This window comes from Anaerolinea thermophila, assembly GCF_020723905.1.
In the GTDB taxonomy this organism is placed as follows: domain Bacteria; phylum Chloroflexota; class Anaerolineae; order Anaerolineales; family Anaerolineaceae; genus Anaerolinea; species Anaerolinea thermophila_A.
In genome coordinates this window covers 165,230-183,166 of the sequence record NZ_DYHZ01000008.1, presented here as the reverse complement: position 1 = coordinate 183,166, position 17,937 = coordinate 165,230, and the positions used below count along the sequence as shown (strand labels likewise).

Annotated in this window: 19 protein-coding genes and 1 tRNA gene; 12 read left to right on the top strand and 8 right to left on the bottom strand. The window is 52.0% G+C overall.

Annotation, left to right across the window (positions count from 1 at the left end; translation table 11 throughout):
• Positions 1 to 9 precede the first annotated feature (9 nt).
• A complete protein-coding gene (locus tag LHF31_RS12995; RefSeq protein ID WP_298004304.1) occupies positions 10 to 1,692 on the top strand; it encodes a pyridoxal-phosphate dependent enzyme in 1,683 nt (560 codons plus the stop codon).
• A 7-nt stretch (positions 1,693 to 1,699) separates the two neighbouring features.
• Positions 1,700 to 2,644, top strand: coding sequence for a DMT family transporter (locus tag LHF31_RS12990; protein WP_298004302.1), 945 nt, complete (start codon positions 1,700 to 1,702; stop codon positions 2,642 to 2,644).
• On the opposite strand, the gene LHF31_RS12985 is transcribed toward LHF31_RS12990, so the two are convergent.
• The 3 genes from LHF31_RS12985 to LHF31_RS12975 all read right to left on the bottom strand — a co-directional run bounded on the left by LHF31_RS12985 (position 2,641) and on the right by LHF31_RS12975 (position 5,191).
• Positions 2,641 to 3,360, bottom strand: coding sequence for a response regulator transcription factor (locus LHF31_RS12985; RefSeq protein ID WP_298004300.1), 720 nt, complete (start codon positions 3,358 to 3,360; stop codon positions 2,641 to 2,643). The two genes, LHF31_RS12990 and LHF31_RS12985, sit on opposite strands and share 4 nt — an antisense overlap.
• Positions 3,357 to 4,961 (bottom strand): response regulator, encoded by a 1,605-nt coding sequence (locus LHF31_RS12980; protein ID WP_303774287.1) that lies wholly within the window; start codon positions 4,959 to 4,961, stop codon positions 3,357 to 3,359. Before LHF31_RS12980 ends, LHF31_RS12985 begins: the two co-directional genes overlap by 4 nt.
• A gap of 148 nt (positions 4,962 to 5,109) precedes the next feature.
• Positions 5,110 to 5,191 (bottom strand) — tRNA-Leu (locus LHF31_RS12975).
• A gap of 67 nt (positions 5,192 to 5,258) precedes the next feature.
• On the opposite strand from LHF31_RS12975, the gene plsX reads away from it, so the two are divergent.
• Entirely contained in the window at positions 5,259 to 6,272 is a 1,014-nt protein-coding gene (gene plsX, locus LHF31_RS12970) for a phosphate acyltransferase PlsX (protein WP_298003582.1), read from the top strand.
• 24 nt (positions 6,273 to 6,296) lie between these two features.
• Complete coding sequence (locus LHF31_RS12965; RefSeq protein ID WP_298003579.1) at positions 6,297 to 7,034, top strand: hypothetical protein; 738 nt, start codon at positions 6,297 to 6,299, stop codon at positions 7,032 to 7,034.
• Positions 7,035 to 7,093: 59 nt separating this feature from the next.
• Here the strand turns inward: LHF31_RS12965 and LHF31_RS12960 are convergent, their stop codons facing one another.
• Both LHF31_RS12960 and scpB read right to left on the bottom strand, forming a co-directional pair.
• Complete coding sequence (locus LHF31_RS12960) at positions 7,094 to 7,831, bottom strand: pseudouridine synthase (protein WP_298003576.1); 738 nt, start codon at positions 7,829 to 7,831, stop codon at positions 7,094 to 7,096.
• Between the two features lie 6 nt (positions 7,832 to 7,837).
• Positions 7,838 to 8,428 carry an SMC-Scp complex subunit ScpB gene (gene scpB / locus LHF31_RS12955; RefSeq protein WP_298003573.1) on the bottom strand — a complete coding sequence of 197 codons (591 nt, stop codon included), beginning with the start codon at positions 8,426 to 8,428 and terminating at the stop codon, positions 7,838 to 7,840.
• A gap of 34 nt (positions 8,429 to 8,462) precedes the next feature.
• Here scpB and LHF31_RS12950 point away from each other — a divergent pair, with 34 nt between their 5' ends.
• The 8 genes from LHF31_RS12950 to rsmD are packed head-to-tail and all read left to right on the top strand — an operon-like array spanning position 8,463 to position 15,238.
• On the top strand, positions 8,463 to 9,002 hold the full coding sequence (locus LHF31_RS12950; RefSeq protein ID WP_303774286.1) for an LmeA family phospholipid-binding protein: 540 nt from the start codon (positions 8,463 to 8,465) through the stop codon (positions 9,000 to 9,002).
• A 28-nt stretch (positions 9,003 to 9,030) separates the two neighbouring features.
• On the top strand, positions 9,031 to 10,641 hold the full coding sequence (locus tag LHF31_RS12945) for a G5 domain-containing protein (protein WP_298009650.1): 1,611 nt from the start codon (positions 9,031 to 9,033) through the stop codon (positions 10,639 to 10,641).
• A 2-nt stretch (positions 10,642 to 10,643) separates the two neighbouring features.
• Entirely contained in the window at positions 10,644 to 11,606 is a 963-nt protein-coding gene (locus LHF31_RS12940) for a UDP-glucuronic acid decarboxylase family protein (protein WP_298009653.1), read from the top strand.
• A gap of 32 nt (positions 11,607 to 11,638) precedes the next feature.
• Positions 11,639 to 12,058, top strand: coding sequence for a GtrA family protein (locus LHF31_RS12935; protein WP_298009656.1), 420 nt, complete (start codon positions 11,639 to 11,641; stop codon positions 12,056 to 12,058).
• Between the two features lie 4 nt (positions 12,059 to 12,062).
• Positions 12,063 to 13,247 (top strand): ATP-binding protein, encoded by a 1,185-nt coding sequence (locus LHF31_RS12930; RefSeq protein ID WP_298009659.1) that lies wholly within the window; start codon positions 12,063 to 12,065, stop codon positions 13,245 to 13,247.
• Between the two features lie 24 nt (positions 13,248 to 13,271).
• Positions 13,272 to 13,625: a tetratricopeptide repeat protein gene (locus tag LHF31_RS12925; protein ID WP_298009662.1), complete on the top strand. Its 354-nt coding sequence runs from the start codon at positions 13,272 to 13,274 to the stop codon at positions 13,623 to 13,625.
• A 7-nt stretch (positions 13,626 to 13,632) separates the two neighbouring features.
• Entirely contained in the window at positions 13,633 to 14,637 is a 1,005-nt protein-coding gene (locus LHF31_RS12920) for a uroporphyrinogen decarboxylase family protein (RefSeq protein ID WP_298009665.1), read from the top strand.
• 10 nt (positions 14,638 to 14,647) lie between these two features.
• Positions 14,648 to 15,238: a 16S rRNA (guanine(966)-N(2))-methyltransferase RsmD gene (gene rsmD / locus LHF31_RS12915; RefSeq protein WP_298009667.1), complete on the top strand. Its 591-nt coding sequence runs from the start codon at positions 14,648 to 14,650 to the stop codon at positions 15,236 to 15,238.
• Here rsmD and LHF31_RS12910 read toward each other — a convergent pair.
• From LHF31_RS12910 to LHF31_RS12900, 3 genes are all read right to left on the bottom strand, one after another.
• Positions 15,190 to 15,729, bottom strand: coding sequence for an NUDIX domain-containing protein (locus LHF31_RS12910; protein WP_298009669.1), 540 nt, complete (start codon positions 15,727 to 15,729; stop codon positions 15,190 to 15,192). The two genes, rsmD and LHF31_RS12910, sit on opposite strands and share 49 nt — an antisense overlap.
• Before the next feature lie 65 nt (positions 15,730 to 15,794).
• Positions 15,795 to 16,745, bottom strand: a complete 951-nt coding sequence (locus LHF31_RS12905; RefSeq protein WP_298009672.1) for a ketose-bisphosphate aldolase — start codon at positions 16,743 to 16,745, stop codon at positions 15,795 to 15,797.
• A gap of 20 nt (positions 16,746 to 16,765) precedes the next feature.
• The gene (locus tag LHF31_RS12900) at positions 16,766 to 17,935 is read right to left on the bottom strand and encodes a 6-phosphofructokinase (RefSeq protein WP_298009677.1); all 1,170 of its coding nucleotides are present in this window, start codon (positions 17,933 to 17,935) and stop codon (positions 16,766 to 16,768) included.
• Between the last annotated feature and the right edge of the window lie 2 nt (positions 17,936 to 17,937).

Below are 17,937 nucleotides of genomic sequence, written 5' to 3'. Positions count from 1 at the left end.
ACTGACCATATGCCTTCTCACGTTATCGTTGAATGTCTGGATTGCGGACATAAAGCCCCCTTCTCCATTGTCCAACCCGCCTGCCCCCAGTGTGGGAGTATGTGGCGCGAAGCGCGCTACGATTACGACAGACTATCCACCACACTGGCGCAGCGCCTGGTTTCCCGCCCGTTTGACATCTGGCGGTACCGCGAATTGCTGCCGGTGGAAAGCCCCCGTCCTGAATTGAGCATGGGGGAAGGCGGTACTCCGTTAATTCGCGCCGCCAACCTTGGGATGATGCTGGGAAACCCCAATATTTACGTTAAGGACGAACGTCAGGGACCCACCGCTTCTTTTAAGGATCGGCAGGCTTCTGTGACGGTTGCCACCCTTAAAGAGGCTGGGGTTTCTGAGTTTGTCATTGCTTCTACGGGGAATGTTGCCATTTCTTACTCTGCCTATTCCGCCCGGGCGGGGATCAAGTTATGGGCATTTCTGACGAGTCTGGTTCCCGCGGCAAAAATGCGCGAGGTAGCCATTTATGGTACGCAGGTGATTAAAATTACCGGCTCGTACGATCAAGCCAAAAAGGTCGCGGCAGAATTTGCCCAGCAACGCCATTTGAGCATTGACCTGGGAGCCCGCACCGTGCCCTGTATCGAATCCATGAAAACCATTGCCTTTGAGATTGCCGAGCAGCTGACCAATCTCATGGGTGAGCCTGTTTTCCCTCCAGAAGGGCAAAAACCTCGCTGGCGCGCACCGGACTGGTACGTACAGGCAGTTTCTGGCGGCATGGGACCAATTGGGGTGCTCAAAGGGTTTGAGGAACTGTATCGAATGGGATGGATTGACCGCATTCCCAAAATTGCCTCCATTCAGGCAGAAGGGTGCGCGCCCATGGTGCATGCATGGAAACAGAACCGCGAAACAGCCCTCCCTGTTCAGTCCCCAAGAACGCTCATCGCCACCCTGGCAACCGGCGATCCGGGCAGGACATATACGTATTTGCGCCAGAAGATGCTCGCGGCTTCCGGCGGTGAATTTGAAGCCGTCTCAGATGACGAAGCCTTCCGTGCCATGCACTTCCTTGCCAAGATGGAAGGTCTTTCGGTAGAACCAGCCGCAGCGGTTGCTTTTGCCGGACTGGTCAAACTGATTCGTGCCGGGGTCATCAAACCTCACGAAACCGTGGTGGTCAATTGCACCGGGCATACAGTCCCCGTGGAGCGCAACATCCTTGGCGAGGGCTGGGCACGCGATCTGGTGCCCTCTCAGGGCATGGAAGAGAGCAACGAGGAAGGCTTGCTGGCAGCGCTGACGAAAGTCTCACTGGACCGCTTCCCGCGTATCCTGATCGTGGACGACAACCCGGATGTGCGCCGCCTCATCCGGCGTATTCTGCAATCGCAGGGCGAATACAAACTGTTCGAAGCCACCAACGGTATGGAAGCCATCGAACTGGCTCGTCGCGAACTACCCAACCTGATTATCCTCGACCTGATGATGCCGGAGATGGACGGCTTTGCCGTTTTGAACGAGTTGAAGAAATCTTCAGAAACGGCTGAAATTCCCGTCATCGTCGTCACCGCCAAAGAACTGACCCCCAACGAGAAAGATCGCTTGCGGGGACACATCCAAACGTTAATGCAAAAAGGGGATTTCATGAGCGATGAATTTATGGATGAGGTGCGCGCATTGTTAGGATGACAGGAGCATGACCAAACAGCAAGGCATCACCGCTGCGCTGGCATCAGCGTTATTTTTGGGGGTGGTTCCAATCTTCGGGAAAGTTGCCATCCTCTCTGGTTTTACGCCTCTCGCGGTCATTGCCTTACGAACAGGGATCGCTGCTATTTTGTTCATGACTTTTATGGCTATCTGGCGGCGTCCCTTCTTTTATATTTACCCGGTGGGATTAATCGGGTGCCTGCTGGCAGGATTTATCAATGGATTGGGATCTGTGCTGTACTACACCGCTCTGGGCAGAATTAACGCCGGGGTTGGGCAATTACTCTATTCCCTTTACCCCCTCTTCCTGGCATTCTGGTTACTGCTGGACCGACAATCCATCACCCCACTGACCGCCCTTCGTCTGGTCATTTCTATCGTTGCGGTTGGACTGCTTCTCCAGAGCACTGAAGGAACGATTGATCTCCTTGGCGCTGTAATGATGGTGGGGTCTGCTGCTTTATATGCCCTTCACCTGGTGATTAATCAACGCATCCTGTTTGAAGTGCCTGCTCCTACCGTTACCATTTACACCTTACTGGGAATGTCGGCAACGGTAGTCATTGCCTATCTCCTCGGAGACCGTCGCCCGCCCGCCGATGGAGTGGCATGGTGGGCAATTTTTTCCATGGCGCTGATCACTTTTCTTTCCCGGTTCACACTTTTTCTGGGAATCAAACGCCTCGGCGGGTTGCAAACCGCCTTGCTTGGACTGGGAGAAGTGCTGGTAACCGTCATTCTTTCCAGCATCCTCCTCCACGAAAGGCTCACCCCTCATCAGTGGCTGGGGGCTACGCTGTTATGTATCAGTCTGGTGCTTGTTGGACTGGATCGCATTCCCCCACAGAAACGGCTGGCAACCGGATGGCTTTCGTGGCTTAATCCCCCATCCATTCCAACCACCGACGTGCCATGGCAATCTCAGCCTTAGTTACTGGAAAGATCCAGAACGTATCCAGAACCTCTTACGTTCTTAATCCAGTCATTCCATCCAGGCACGGCTTCCAGTTTCTGACGTAAACGACTGACCACCGGACGTAAAATGCGCGCCGCTTCTTCGTTATCCACATGATACCCCTGACAGATCAGCACCAGTTCTGAATGGGTAATGACCTGCCCTTTTAATTGATACAAAATCCCCAATAGTTTGGCTTCGGTGGGGGTCAGGGAGATTTCTCCTCCACGCCAGCGGATGATTCGCCGGTTCAGGTCCATCTCTGCCCCGCCGGGAAATGACATGACCTGCGGCGCGCGTGCCAGCAGTTCAGCGTGGTAACGCTCCCGCTGGCGCTGTTCCAAAGCCCCCTGAATGCTTTTGAGAATCTGCGCAGGGGTAGCGGGCTTGAGTAGATAATCATGAACCCGATAACGCAAAGCCTGAATGGCAGTATCCATGGAACCGTGTGCGGTCAGGACAATCACCTTGAGGTCTGGGAGAGTATCCACGATTGCCTTAAGTACATCCATGCCCCCCATACCGGGCATCTTCAAGTCAAGAATCATAACATCGAAGGACTCGCGATTCAGTAAATCCACTGCGGCTTCCCCACTGGCTGCGGTACGGATAATATACCCCTCCAGTTTGAGGATCTCAGCCAGAGAAAGTCGGGCAATTTCCTCATCATCAACAATCAGAATCCGGTTCATGCATCCAATCCCTCTTCTTTCGGAAAGCGGATTTCAAAACAAGCGCCCTGTCCATATTTTCCTGGAATGAGGGCAAGCGTGCCACCATGGGCTTCGATGATGCCGTAACTGACGGCTAAACCAAGCCCGGTTCCATTTTTCTTGGTGCTGATAAAGGGTTCAAAAATACGGTTCCTGATCTCGGACGGAACACCCGGTCCGGAATCTTCCACGGTGATCACCCATTCGTTTTCATGAGAAACACATTCTACCCAGATTCGCTTCGTTTCACTTGCCTCTACAGCATCCAGAGCATTCAAAATCAGATTGAAGAAGACCTGTTGAATCTGATCCTCCAGCCCGGAAATTTCTGCATCCTCCGGGATATTTAGCGATACTTCCACACCGCGGGAGCGAATTTCTGAACGCATGAGATCAACAACATGTTGAACCGCCTTTGCCAGTTGAATGGGCGTACGTTCGTGCGAACTGGGACGGTAAAACTCCAGCATCCGGCGAACGGTTTGAATCAGACGATTTAATTCGGTTTCGGTCAAATTGAGATAGTGACTGCGCTGTTCTGGGTCCAGATCCGCCCGCAAAGCCAGGTGCAGGCAGTTTTGTAAAGATTGCAATGGATTATTGATTTCGTGCGCCAGCGAAGCCACCAAACGCCCCACTGCCGCCATCTTTTCTGCCTGAACCAGCGCCTGCTGGGATTCCTCCACCCGGCGGATGTAGTCTTTCAAATCCGTGTACAGGCGGGCGTTTTCCAGCGCAACTGCCGCCTGGCGTGCCAGCATGGTGAAGAGATCCAGATCGGCTGAGGTGTAGGGCTGTGCCGGGCTTGAGCGCCCCGCCAGAAAGATAAACTCACGCCCTCCACGGTTGATGAAGGTAACCATGAGAGAAGTCCACCCTGCCAAACGCAAGATTTTCTGTAACTCTGCGTTGCCGGGACCCGTTTGGTGGATCAAAATGGAGGTGCTATCATGCTCAATCAGGATGCGGAACAGTTTCTCCCATACATCCTTGTCCAGTTGACGGGGGAGCATGTGACCAACAATCAGGTTTCCGCCTTTCCCCTGCCCTTCACGTTGAATCACACCCACATACTCACATTGGAAAATTCCAATGATGGCATTCTGGATCAACTTTTCCAGGGTCTGTAAAGACGTTTCAGCAAGTAATGTCTCGGTAATATCAAACAGGGGTTTGAGAACTTGAGCACGCGCCGCTTCCTGTTTCTGCCGGGCGTAGGTGAGCACCCGTTGAACCGCCTCCACCAATCCAGCGGTATTTTCGAACGGTTTGAGGATTAGCCCATCCACGCCACGATAAAGCGCCTGAATGGCAGTATCGACAGTGCCAAATCCTGTCATCACCAGGACGGCTAAATCGGGTTGCAGGGCTTTACCCCGCTCGATGAGTTCAAAACCATCCATTACCGGCATACGGATATCCGTCAGCAGCAAATCCACCCGGTGGACTTCCAAAATTTTGAGCGCTTCGAAAGGATCGGTTGACGCCAGAACCTGGAAGGAAGCCCTCTCCAGCAACCGCTGACATAATTTCACAATACTGCGGTCATCATCCACTACCAGAATGGTCGGCGTGGTCATAGGCTCACCTCAAATAAATCTTCCCCCATCTCCATTTTACAACGCTTTCCATACAGGAATTTTCATCCATTATCCCCCAATCATGTGATAGAGACAAGTAAAAAGGGAAAGGAATTACGAAAAAAGCCGCTCTCTGCGGCTTTTGGAGTGCGCTGGGTGGGAGTTGAACCCACACGCCTCGCGGCACATGGCCCTCAACCATGCCTGTCTGCCAATTCCAGCACCAGCGCGTGCGTGTCTGTATTATAATCGGCTCTGGTTGAATGTCAAGCCAAAAACCACAAAAGAGAGGTTGCCATGCCAATCGTACTTGATGCAATGGGAAGCGATCATTACCCTGACCCCGAGATAGAAGGCGCTATCCATGCCGCGCTGGAACTGGGGGAAGAAATCATCCTGGTAGGAAATGAAGAAATTGTTCGCCCCAAACTGGAAAAAGCCAATACCCGAAACGCCCCTGTGCGGCTTGTCCACGCTCCTGATGTACTGGAAATGACCGATAAACCCGTCGAAGGGGCACGGAAAAAGCCGCGCAACTCCATGGCTGTGGGAATGGAACTGGTCAAATCTGGCGAGGCAAGCGCGTTCTTCACCGCAGGAAACACCGGTGGAGCAAATTTCATCGCCCTGCGCACTCTGGGACGGATTCGTGGGGTCTCCCGTCCTCCCCTCACAGCGGTTTTCCCCACCCGCAAGGGATTTTGTGTGGTTTGCGACATCGGCGCCAACGTGGATTGCCGCCCGGAATTTCTGGTAGAGTTTGCAGTGATGGGTTCAATCTATGCGCAAAAAATGCTCGGAATTGAGCGGCCAAGAGTAGGTCTGCTCTCCAATGGAGAGGAAGCCTCAAAGGGCAATCAACTGGTCCATGACACCTACCCCCTGCTGGAGAAAACCCGTCTCAACTTCATTGGCAACGTGGAAGGCAAAGAAATTTTCCAGGGTGATGTGGATGTGGTGGTGACTGATGGGTTTGTTGGCAATGTCATGTTAAAATCGGTGGAAGCCGTAAGCAAACTCCTCATCGACATGCTGACGGAACAAATCAAATCCTCGCCCATTACTATGCTGGGCGGTCTACTGGCAAAACCGGCTTTCCGTCAACTCAAAAAGATGATGGCTCCCGATGAGGTGGGTGCAGCACCTTTGCTGGGGATTGACGGATTAGTGTTTGTGGGGCATGGACGCTCCAATGCGCGTGCCATTTACAGTGGTCTTAAACTGGCACACCAAGCAGTGCAAAAGAATTTGCTCGGTGCCCTTCGGGATGCCATCCAGCAAGAACTTTCATCCAATGAACCGGTATCATAAACCAAACCAGGAGAATTTTTCTGTATGAATATCATCCGCGACGAGAAAAAGGTCCTTCGCAACCAGAAAATCGGGCGTTACACTTCCTTTGCGGCGTTAGCAGTGTTGGTAGGTGGATTTGTACTGGCATTAAATCAAATCATCGCTTCATTTAGAGATCCAACCCTGGTGACCACCCCTGAAAGCGAGCGGTATCTTACCCTTTCTTACGGGGCAATGTTTGTCGGGTTAATCCTGACCCAAATCAGCCTGTACTTTGGCAATCGCTGGGGCAAATCTCCAACCATTGACGAAATCATCTCCCAAAAACTTAAAGGGTTGGATGACCGTTACCACCTCTATCACTACCGGGGACCGGTATCTCATCTGCTGGTGGGTCCTTCAGGAATCTGGCTGTTGATTCCGTATTATCAAAAAGGGTTCATCACCTTTGAGAAGAACCGCTACCGCCAGCATGGTGTTTCGTGGTTTACGCGCCTGTTTGGGCAAGAAGGGATTGGCAGACCGGATCTGGATGCCGAAGCCGCACTGGTGGACTGGGACCGCTTCATCAAGAAAGCCTTACCGGATGAGCAACTTCCCCCCGCCAATGTTGTACTGGTGTTCACCCATCCGCAAATTCAACTGGATCAGATGGATGATGCTCCTTATCCTGCCATCACGGTGGAAAAATTAAAGGATTTTGTTAGAAAACGCGCCAAACAACAGGTGCTACCGTCTGAACAAATCCAGCGCATTGTAGAAGCCCTGCCTGCTGAATAAACACAAAAATTCCTCCCGCTTAACCCGACGGGAGGAATTTTTTTCGGGACCGTTGAAAATTACGACCGTCCGGAGGAAGAAACGCCGGCTTTGAGCAATCGCACTTCCTGCGGAGTCAGATAACGCCACTCACCGGGTTTTAAGTCTCCTAAAAGCAAATTGCCAATCCGGATGCGAATGATTCTTAAAACAGGCAGGCCGGTTAAACGCCCCATCTCACGAATCTGGCGCTTTCGTCCTTCCCGCAAGATCACCCGCAACCATGCGCCTTTCCCTGCCACCCCTTCAACCCGCACCTGTGCCGGGGCTGTGCGATACCCATCTTCCAGAACAATGCCATGACGCCATGCTTCGAGTTGGCGCTCGTCGGGGCGGCTTCCTACCAGGACACGGTACTCTTTTTCGTGCCCATATCGCGGATGGGTGAGACGATTCGCCAGTTCACCATCATTGGTCAGTAAAATCAGACCTTCGCTCTCGTAGTCCAGCCTGCCTACCGAGAACAAATGCCCTTCCACAGGGACTAGATCGCGTACGGTAGGACGGGGGTCCTTGTGAACTTCCACATCCGATAGCACACCCTGTGGTTTATGCAACATGATATAAATCGGTGGAGGTTGCAGGGGAATTTTTTGACCGTCCACCAGAATTTGATCACGGGCAGGATCGGCTTTCGAGCCCAAAACCGCTGTTTGTCCATTGATTTTGACTCTGCCCGCTAAAATCAATTCCTCACAGGCACGGCGCGAACCATACCCTGCACGGGCCAGAATCTTTTGTACACGTTCTTCAGCCATATCTTCTCAATCCTTCAAAATCAGGTTTTCTTCTTTTGGTGTTTCTTCTTCCCGATCGTATGGCGGCAGTTCCTGCAAGGAAGATAAACCAAAATGTTGCAGGAACTCGCTGGTCGTGCCATAAAGGATTGGACGACCGGGGGCTTCTGCCCGCCCAACTTCTTCGACCAGTCCTTTATTCAGCAGGCTTTTCAGCACACCATCGCTGTTCACCCCGCGAATGGCGTCAATGGCTGGACGGGTGATGGGCTGACGATAAGCGATAATCGCCAGCGTTTCCAGTGCAGCCCGGCTCAGGCGAGCAGTGGCTTCCAGTCCAAGGAAACGCTCAACCACTTCCGCCACATGTGGCGCTGTCGTCAACTGGACTTTTCCCAGATGCCACTGCAGGCTTAACCCGCGCCCATTCTGATAACTTTGCTGTAGTGCATGTAATGCCGCCTCTACGGTTTCTACCGGCACTTCCAGAGCCTGAGCCAGTTGCGCTGGCGCAACCGGTGCGGGAGCCACAAACAACAACGCCTCCACCATGGGAAGGATTGTGCTTACGGGATTGTTAAGAGTCAGGTTTTCACTCATGCTATAATTGGTTGTCATCAGATTTTTATACGGTTGTCCTGTGAGTAAATTGATGCGTAAAATTCTTTTGTTTGTTGCCTTACTGATCACGTTGAGTGTTGCCTGCAACCTTCCTCAACGGATCCAATCGACTCCATCTCCCGAAACCATACCTTCCGTTTCACTGGAAGAGCAGTTATCCAGTGCACTGCAAGAGTTAGCCACAACGGGGCAAGTCACCCTGACCATTACTGAGAAACAACTTTCCTCTTTCATCCGAGAGCAATCCACAACCTCCGAAAGCGATCTCCGTGACCTTCAGGTTGATTTTCAAGATAACCAGATCCGACTTACCGGAACGACCTCAACAGGCATCATGGATGCACAGGTGGAGGTTGTGTTTGAGCCTTCTGTTGCAGAAGGCACTCTTCAAATGCAAATTGTTTCTGCAAAGGTTGGCTCTCTACCCCTTCCCGAAAGAACTGTCAATGCCCTCAGTCAAACCGTCAATGATCGTATCGGGCAACTGACCACCTTTCAGGGGAAGCCATTGAAGATTGAAGAGGTCCGTGTAGAAGATGAACTGCTCTCCATCACTGGCTCCCTCAAATAACCCTTACGAGGCAGGATTATACCTGATTATGCAGTTCTTGACACCCTTCCGCCGCTCTCTTCGCATCCACCTGATGGGATTATTTGTCCTGCTGGGATGGGTTTTAAGTGCCTGTTCTCTGAATCCCAGCCCTTCAGTTGAGAATTACACCGTACAGATTTCGGTAGATGGGCAAAGCCTCTCTCTGCAAGTTCCTGCCGGGACAACCGCTCAAGGTGCAGTGGAAAAAGCCGGTATCAAACTGAATCCGCTGGATCGCCTGGAACCGCCGGGTTATACCGTACTGGAAAAGGGCGATACCATCCGAGTGATTCGTGTCCAGGAAGAACTGAAAATTGAGGAGATCACCATTCCTTTTGACAGCCAAACCGTGCAGAACGAGTCGCTTCCTGAAAGCCGCACGATGATCATTCAATCGGGGAGCAACGGAAAACTGGAGCGTACCATCCGAGTCGTCTATGAGGATGGACAGGAAGTCTCCCGAAGCATTGTCAAAGAAGTACGGATTGTTGATCCCCGTCCGGAGATCAAAATGGTAGGGGTACAACGTCCTTTCACCCCTACGGATATACCCGGCAAGTTAGTATATCTTTCGGGGGGTAATGCGTGGCTGATGGAGGGAAATACCGGCAATCGGCGTCCGCTGGTGACCACAGGAGATTTAGACGGGCGGATTTTTTCGCTTTCTCCCAACAGGGAATGGCTCCTGTTCACCCGCCGTTCTTCTACCGAACCGGGGGAGGAAATCAACACCTTATGGATGCTCAATCTGACCGATCCTGAAGCCCAACCGGTCAACCTGCGAGCCAAAAACATCATTCACTTTGCGGACTGGGTACCCGGACAGGGGCTAAGTATTACTTATTCAACCGTAGAACCGCGAACAACTGCTCCTGGATGGCAAGCCAACAATGACCTGATCCTAACCCGCTACAGCCCCAGCGGCATCATACTAGAAACCTCTACCCTGGTTGAAGCCAATTACGGCGGGGCGTTCGGCTGGTGGGGAACTCAATTTGCCTGGTCTCCGGATGGAGCCTTGCTGGCATACGCTCAGCCGAATGTTGTCGGGCTGGTCAACCTGGAAACCGGTGAACTTACCCCTCTGGTGGAAATCACCCCCTACCAGACGCGCGCTGACTGGGCATGGGTGCCGGCACTGGCATGGTCTCCCAATCACCAGGTACTTTATACCCTAACTCATGCACCTCGCCCGGGGCAGGAGAACGCCGAAACCTCACCCTATTTTGATGTGAGCGCTTACGTCATCAACAATGGTGCATTCATTAAAATTGTGGAAAAAGCAGGCATGTTTGCCTATCCTGTAGTCTCGCCGCGAAGTGCAGATGGAAGTTACCAGGTGGCATACCTGAATAACATTTCCAGTGAACAGGGAGAGAATGGACGATATCGCCTCTCGGTGATGGACCGGGATGGCTCAAACAACCGGCAAATTTTCCCTGAGGAAGGAAAACTGGGACTGGACCCGCAGGAAGTGGTTTGGTCGCCAGAGCCGTTTGAGGACGGAACTTTTCGTCTGGCAGTAATTTACCAGAAGAATTTGTTCCTGGTACACCCGCAAACCGGTGAAGCCATTCAAATCACCGGAGATGGATTAATAGAAAAGGTGGATTGGTAAAGATGCGAATTTTAGTTACTGGCGCTGCTGGTTTTCTCGGTTCTCATTTATGTGACCGTCTGATCAAGGAAGGTCACTTCGTCATTGGTATGGATAACTTTATCACGGGCAGTCCGGATAATATGGCACATCTGGCAGGGAATCCAAATTTCCTGTTCATTCGCCATGATGTGTCCAATTTTATTTTTGTGCCGGGCAAAATTGATGCAGTGCTCCATTTTGCTTCACCGGCAAGTCCTAACCCAAACTCGCCGTATGGTTACACGAACCTGCCCATTCAAACCATGAAAGCGGGCGCGCTGGGTACCCATAACACACTGGGAGTGGCACGCGCTCACCGGGCCAGATACCTGCTGGCTTCCACCAGTGAAATTTACGGCGATCCTCTCGAACATCCGCAAAAGGAAAGTTACTGGGGGCATGTTGATCCTATTGGTGTGCGATCGGTGTACGATGAAGCCAAACGCTTTGCCGAAGCCTTGACCATGGCGTATCACCGTTATCACGGCATTGATACCCGTATTGTGCGGATTTTCAACACCTATGGTCCCCGCATGCGGCTGGACGATGGAAGAGTAGTGCCCAATTTTATTCAGCAAGCCCTGCGGCACGAACCCCTCACCATTTACGGAGATGGTTCGCAAACCCGCAGTTTTTGCTACGTAGATGACCTGATTGAAGGCATTTACCGCCTGCTCCTCTCGGATGAACATAACCCTGTCAATATCGGTAATCCTACTGAGACCACCATTCTGGAATTTGCTCAAACCATCAATGAAATTGTAGGGAACCCGGCAGGCGTCATCTTCCAACCGGCTTCGCGCCTGGGAGATGACCCTCAACGCCGACAACCAGATATTACTCGTGCAAGGCAGATCTTAAAATGGGAACCGAAAATATCTTTAGCCGAAGGCATTCAACGCACCATCCCATACTTCCGACAAAAAATGGGGCTTTCTTTATGATTTTGTCCAATCCGCGAGAACGAGAGCGGTTTTTGAAATTTGCTGTTGTAGGTGTTATTGGAGCGGTAGTTGATTTTGGCTTGTTTAACTTCGGCATTCTCCTTCTGGGAATGCCAGCCGTATGGGCAAGTGCAATGTCTTTTACCGCTGCGGTGATCAGCAATTTCACCTGGAACCGTTTCTGGACATACCCCGACTCACGAAGCAAGCAACTTTCACAGCAACTGGCTCAATTCGCACTGGTAAGCGCAATCGGGTTAGGAATCCGCATTCCGCTGGTTGCGACCCTGGAAATCCCGATGATCAATCTGTTCTCACGCATCCTGCCACGCCCATTTATTTTTACCCCAACTTTTGTAGGGCACAACATCACCCTGGCAATTGCCGTGCTGGTGGTGATGATGTGGAATTTCTTTGCCAATCGCTTCTGGACATATAATGATGTAAACTAAAGATATGTCCGATAATACCTCTTTTGACATTCCGGAGCCAAAAGATTATCTGCTGACCCGCACGGTCAAGTCGCTCAAGGAACTGGTAGATCTGGTCAGTGGAAAAGCCTTCCAGGCAGAAGTCAACCGCGAAGACGCTGGGCTGGCTGAGGTAATGCCGTTTCCTTTCCTTGCACTTGTCGGTCAACAGGAAATGAAACTGGCTCTTTTACTCGCTATTATCAACCCTCTGGTGAACGGGGTTTTGTTGATTGGACCACGTGGAACAGGGAAGACCACCACCGCGCGCAGTTTGATTGACCTGCTTCCCGAAGTCCAGCGCAGCACCTGTTTTTACGGGTGTCTCCCTGAAGATATCGAACAGGGAGGCATGGATGCGGTCTGTCCTGACTGCGCCCGGAAATATGCCGAAGGCATCCCCCTCACCCGTAAGGATCGTGTCCGTTTGATTGAACTGCCATTGAATGCCAAACTGGAAGATGTGGTAGGCGCACTGGATGAGCATGCTCCCGGTCATCTTCGCATGCGCATTCGTCGCGGTATTCTGGCTCAGGCGGATCAAAACGTGCTGTATGTGGATGAGGTCAACCTCCTCAGCGACGATATCATCAATGCGATTCTGGATGCAGCCTCTTCGGGAACCTATACCCTGCGGCGCAATCTGGTAGCAGCCACGTACCGCTCTCGATTTACACTGGTTGGTTCCATGAACCCTGAAGAGGGCAACCTGAGACCACAGATTATGGACCGCTTTGGCTTGCGGGTGGTGGTAAGGGGGCTGGACAACCTTGATGAGCGCCTGGAAGCCTACCGCCGCGCAAGAGCCTATCGCTTGAACCCAAGAGCCACGGTGGCTCAGTATGCAGAAGAAACTGCCCAGGCACGCGCTGAGATTCAAATGGCACGCTCACTCTTGCCCAGTGTAGAAATTCCTGCCGAAATTGCCCGCGCTGGAACCGAACTGGTACGGCAATTCCAGGTCGAATCCCTCCGTGCTGAAATCACCCTCTTTGAAGCCGCGCGCGCCTATGCAGCAGCGGATGGCAGAACCACTGTCACTCTGGAAGATATCAAAACCGTTGCCCCAATGGCTCTACGCCTGAGGCGGTCTGCCTTCATGATACAATATTTCCGGGAACAATCCCGAGAAGAAGAAGAAATGCACAAAATTCTCGACTCGTTGTCCTGAAAACGTCACGGGAGGAAAATAAAAATGGCAAAACCTGGCAATCAACCTGTTACTCCAACACCCGAAAGCATGAATCCGACAACCCCGGCAGAGTTTTTAAAGCGGGGATGGTTGTACTACGCTCGCGGGGATTACAAAGCCGCAGAAGAAGATTTTCGGCGGGCACTGGAATCCAATGCAGATGACCCTGAAGCCTTATATGCTTTAGGGCTGAATTTGCTTGCCGCAGGACGGGCTCAGGACGCAGTTAGTGTGTTTGAAAAAGCCTTCCAGACAGCAGGAAAAATCGAAGATCACGTGCGCGCGTCCATGATTCAGCGATTGATCAAAGGACACATCAACCGCATTCGCACAGGTAACTGGAATCTGGATCGGTAAGTTTCTTATGGCTCCTTCTACTATCAGCCATCGTGAGCGTCTGGAAACCTGTCTTTCTGGCGAGATTCCTGATCGGGTGCCGGTTGCCTTATGGCGGCATTTTCCGGTGGACGATCAAACGCCCGAGGGGCTGGCTGCTTCAACTGCTGCATTTCAACGCATGTATGATTTTGATCTCATCAAGGTCACCCCGGCTTCATCGTTTTGTCTGAAAGACTGGGGAGCAGAAGACGAATGGCGCGGGAACCCCGAAGGAACCCGTGAGTATACCCGCCGGGTCATCCAACATCCCGAAGATTGGGCAAAACTCCCTTTGCTCGACCCAACCAGCGGACATCTGGGAGATCAAATCCATGCTTTACGCATCCTGACAGCCGAATTTGCCCCGCACACTCCCGTTGTGCAAACCATCTTCAGTCCACTGGCACAAGCCAAAAACCTGGTAGGACCGGAAAAACTGTTAATTCACTTACGCCGATATCCTGAAGCCTTACACGCCGGGTTGGAGCGAATTACCCAGGTAACCGTGCGCTTCCTTGAAGAACTCCGGAAAACAGCCATTGATGGCATTTTCTACGCAGTTCAACACGCTCAGTATGGGCTTTTATCCGAGGAAGAGTTTGAGATCTTTGGTCGTTACTACGATTTGCGTGTTCTGGAGGTAGCCAAAGGGTGGTGGTTGAACATTCTGCACCTGCACGGCAACGAGGTCATGTTTGATAAGGTCACAGACTACCCCTGTTCCGTGATCAACTGGCATGACCGTCAAACCACTCCTCCGCTCAGCCAGGCAAAGCAAGCGTTTTCCGGTGTAGTTTGCGGCGGACTTCGTCAGTGGGAATCTCTGGTACTGGGCACACCGGACACCATTTTTGAGGAAGCCCGTGAGGCAATTCTTTCCACTGGCGGAGAGCGTTTTATCCTCGGAACAGGATGTGTTTTGCCAATCATTGCTCCGAATGGGAATATTCTGACAGTACGTCAGGCTGTCGAGCAAATTTCTCTGCCTTGAGGAAATCGCTGTGACCAATCCACGAATCATTAGCGGAAAAGCCCGCGGCACCCGCCTGAAAATGGTTCCCGGGGACATCACCCGCCCCATTACCGATATGGTAAAGGAAGCCCTTTTCAACATCCTCGGCGCGGACATTTATGGAGCGACCTTTCTGGATCTATTCGGCGGCACAGGGAGCGTCGGTATTGAAGCCCTCAGCCGGGGAGCCAATTTCTGTCGGTTTATTGATTTACACCGTGCGGCGGTGCAAACCATCCGTTCCAATCTGGAGTTAACCCACCTGCAGGAACGCGCGCAGGTTATTCAGGGAGACGCATTCACCCTGCTGAGCCGTCCCGCCGACCGGCAATTTGACTATATTTTCATCGCTCCACCCCAATACAAAGGGTTGTGGGAAAAAGCGCTGGCAACAGTTGATCAGCACATTGAATGGCTCTCCGAAGATGGTTGGGTTATTGTGCAGATTGACCCGGTGGAATATTCTATCCAGTCGCTTAAGAACCTGGAAGAGTTTGAACAGCGCCGGTACGGAAACACCATGCTTATCTTTTACGAGAGAAAAAGCGGTGAACCTCCCGAGCCATCTCTTTCTGAGTGAAAATGAACCACCAGATGGCCATTTTCATAGCGCGAAACCGCCCAGAAAACCGGGTCGCCCGGTCTCCATTCCCAAACACGGGGAAGAATTTGAGGTAAGTCCTCTACCAGAGGAAGATGGGGTAAATCCTCCCAGGGCACCCACTCCAGAGCACCTTCTTCAGAATGCCAGGTCCACTTTTCTTCCGCTTCACCGCGGAAAATGAAAATGCAAACCCCAATATCTGGTTCTACGTCAACCAGAATGACCCCTACCCCATGAAGTTCCACATTTTCTATTCCAGCCTCTTCCTTCAACTCCCTTTTTGCTGCCGATAGCGGATCTTCTCCGCGTTCTATATGACCTCCCAGTCCGTTATAACGATTTGCCCACAACCGTTTGGTCGGCGCACCCCGGATGAGAAGCACCTCGCTATTATGTACCAGAAAAATCAATGTTCGCGGAATCACCCGATAGCGCGGCAGGTTCACCCCTTGATCGGAAACAGGCACATTCGCCTCCAGAGATTAACACAGCCCGGGAGTTCACCGGGCTGTGATGGATTTCAACGATTGAGTTACTTCCCTAACAGGGCGCGAACTTCCGGCAATCTTCCGGCACTGCCCAGTTTTTCGTTCTTATGGGCAATGAACTTGGCATATTCTGCCATGAAGATCTTACCAATCGGGCGCATGTCAATTTCTTCCGGATGATCGCGGAAATATTCACGATGCACACGCGTCCACACCAGACGCCCATCGGTATCAATGTTGACCTTGGTCACACCCAGTTCAGCAGCGCGGCGGAACTGATTTTCATCCACGCCTTTGGCGCCTTTGAGGTTGCCCCCTGCTCGATTGATGCGCTCCACCTCCTCCTGCGGTACCGAGGATGAGCCGTGCATCACCAGCGGGAAGCCGGGGAGGCGCTTCTGGATTTCAGCCAGGACATCAAAACGCAAAGTCTGGTTACCGGAGAACTTGAAAGCGCCGTGACTGGTACCAATGGCAACAGCCAGAGAATCGCAACCGGTGCGCTCCACAAACTCTTTGGCATTGTCAGGGTCGGTCAGTTTAGCGTTGGATTCATCCACGCTGACATGCTCCTCCACGCCACCCAGTTGCCCCAGTTCAGCTTCCACGACGATTCCACGTGCATGAGCGGCTTCCACAACCCGGCGGGTAATGGCAATATTGGTTTCAAAATCTTCATGGCTGGCATCAATCATCACCGAGGAATAAAACCCGCTCTCGATGGCATCCATGCAGGTCTCTTCGTCCCCGTGATCCAGATGAACAGCGAAAATGGCATCGGGGAAGATCTCATCTGCGGCACGAATAATGGCTTCCAGCATGCGCTTATCGGTGTACTTGCGAGCGCCTTTGCTGATTTGAATGATGAATGGAGCCTGACTCTCGAGGTTTCCCCGGAAAAGCCCCATGCACTGCTCAAGATTGTTGATATTGTAGGCGCCGATGGCATATTTGCCATACGCGGCTTCAAACAGTTTTTTCGTGTTAACAATCATGTGAATACTCCTTCAAAAAATTAACTCAAGAACATGGGAACGCCCATGAAATCTTTCACCCGCGGGCGATACTGCTCAATATCATAGAATGAGGCTACATCCACCCGCTTCTTACCCGCCAGGACCATCTCGACCGGGACTGTGGTGTATTTACCACCATGGAGCGCCACCATCTTCCCGGTTTCATTGCGGCGGATTAATTGAATCGCCAGATTGCCGTAGGACATTGCCACCATTCGATCCAGCGAATCGGGAGCACCGGAGCGCATCAAATAGCCCAACTGCTGATACATGATGTTCTGTCCGGTAATCTTCTTAATCATCTCGGCAGTAATCAACCCGATTCCGCCGAGTTTGCGATGCCCGTAAGCATCAGCTTCACCGTATTCAACAACATCCCCGCCTTCCATGATGGCACCTTCAGAAATGGTCATAATGGCGTAATTCGATGGGTTGTTGCGTTTGTCTTCCAGCAGGAAGTTTGCCAGTTTTTCAATGTTGAACGGAACCTCACTGATAATCGCGCGATCCACATAAGCCAGATACGCACTGATCAGGCTGGTTTCGCCAGAGTTGCGACCAAACAATTCAATCACACCGATGCGCTCATGAGACCCCACGCTGGTGCGCATGTTGGTAATAAATTCCACCGAGCGGGTTACGGCTGTGGAAAACCCGATACAGTAATCGGTTCCGAACACGTCGTTATCCATGGTTTTAGGAATGGCTACCACAGGAACGCCTTCCCGGTGCAGGCGCACGGCAAAGGAAAGGGTATCATCTCCACCGATCGGAACCAGCACGTCAATCCCCAGATGGGAAATGACCTTCATCACATAGTCCGTGTAATCCTTGTCCTCAGAGTCTTTTATGGGTTTTCCCCAATTCGAATTTTTCAGGAAATCGGGGGTACTCTTCGGAGAAACCTTCTGAGGGTTTGTGCGGGATGTATGTAGGAAGGTGCCACCCGTGCGGTCAATCGTGCGCACCGAGTCGCGGGTGAGTTCCTTAATGTAATATTCATGGGTGGAAGGCTCATCCAGATTGTAATTTAACAGCCCCCCCCAACCGCGGCGAATGCCCAGCACACGATACCCCATCTCAAACGCGCCCATCGCCACGGATTTAATCGCGGGGTTCAATCCGGGGACATCCCCTCCACCTGTTAAGATACCAATCGTTTTTGTCATGC

Bases quoted from the DNA above. Each gene is read 5' to 3' on its own strand.
- scpB (WP_298003573.1), bottom strand. From the start codon at position 8,428: ATGACAACCAATTATAGCATGAGTGAAAACCTGACTCTTAACAATCCC.
- LHF31_RS12950 (WP_303774286.1), top strand. From the start codon at position 8,463: ATGCGTAAAATTCTTTTGTTTGTTGCCTTACTGATCACGTTGAGTGTT.
- LHF31_RS12990 (WP_298004302.1), top strand. From the start codon at position 1,700: ATGACCAAACAGCAAGGCATCACCGCTGCGCTGGCATCAGCGTTATTT.
- LHF31_RS12925 (WP_298009662.1), top strand. From the start codon at position 13,272: ATGGCAAAACCTGGCAATCAACCTGTTACTCCAACACCCGAAAGCATG.
- LHF31_RS12965 (WP_298003579.1), top strand. From the start codon at position 6,297: ATGAATATCATCCGCGACGAGAAAAAGGTCCTTCGCAACCAGAAAATC.
- LHF31_RS12930 (WP_298009659.1), top strand. From the start codon at position 12,063: ATGTCCGATAATACCTCTTTTGACATTCCGGAGCCAAAAGATTATCTG.
- LHF31_RS12995 (WP_298004304.1), top strand. From the start codon at position 10: ATGCCTTCTCACGTTATCGTTGAATGTCTGGATTGCGGACATAAAGCC.
- LHF31_RS12985 (WP_298004300.1), bottom strand. From the start codon at position 3,360: ATGAACCGGATTCTGATTGTTGATGATGAGGAAATTGCCCGACTTTCT.
- LHF31_RS12900 (WP_298009677.1), bottom strand. From the start codon at position 17,935: ATGACAAAAACGATTGGTATCTTAACAGGTGGAGGGGATGTCCCCGGA.
- LHF31_RS12940 (WP_298009653.1), top strand. From the start codon at position 10,644: ATGCGAATTTTAGTTACTGGCGCTGCTGGTTTTCTCGGTTCTCATTTA.
- LHF31_RS12945 (WP_298009650.1), top strand. From the start codon at position 9,031: ATGCAGTTCTTGACACCCTTCCGCCGCTCTCTTCGCATCCACCTGATG.
- LHF31_RS12980 (WP_303774287.1), bottom strand. From the start codon at position 4,961: ATGACCACGCCGACCATTCTGGTAGTGGATGATGACCGCAGTATTGTG.
- LHF31_RS12905 (WP_298009672.1), bottom strand. From the start codon at position 16,745: ATGATTGTTAACACGAAAAAACTGTTTGAAGCCGCGTATGGCAAATAT.
- LHF31_RS12920 (WP_298009665.1), top strand. From the start codon at position 13,633: ATGGCTCCTTCTACTATCAGCCATCGTGAGCGTCTGGAAACCTGTCTT.
- plsX (WP_298003582.1), top strand. From the start codon at position 5,259: ATGCCAATCGTACTTGATGCAATGGGAAGCGATCATTACCCTGACCCC.
- LHF31_RS12960 (WP_298003576.1), bottom strand. From the start codon at position 7,831: ATGGCTGAAGAACGTGTACAAAAGATTCTGGCCCGTGCAGGGTATGGT.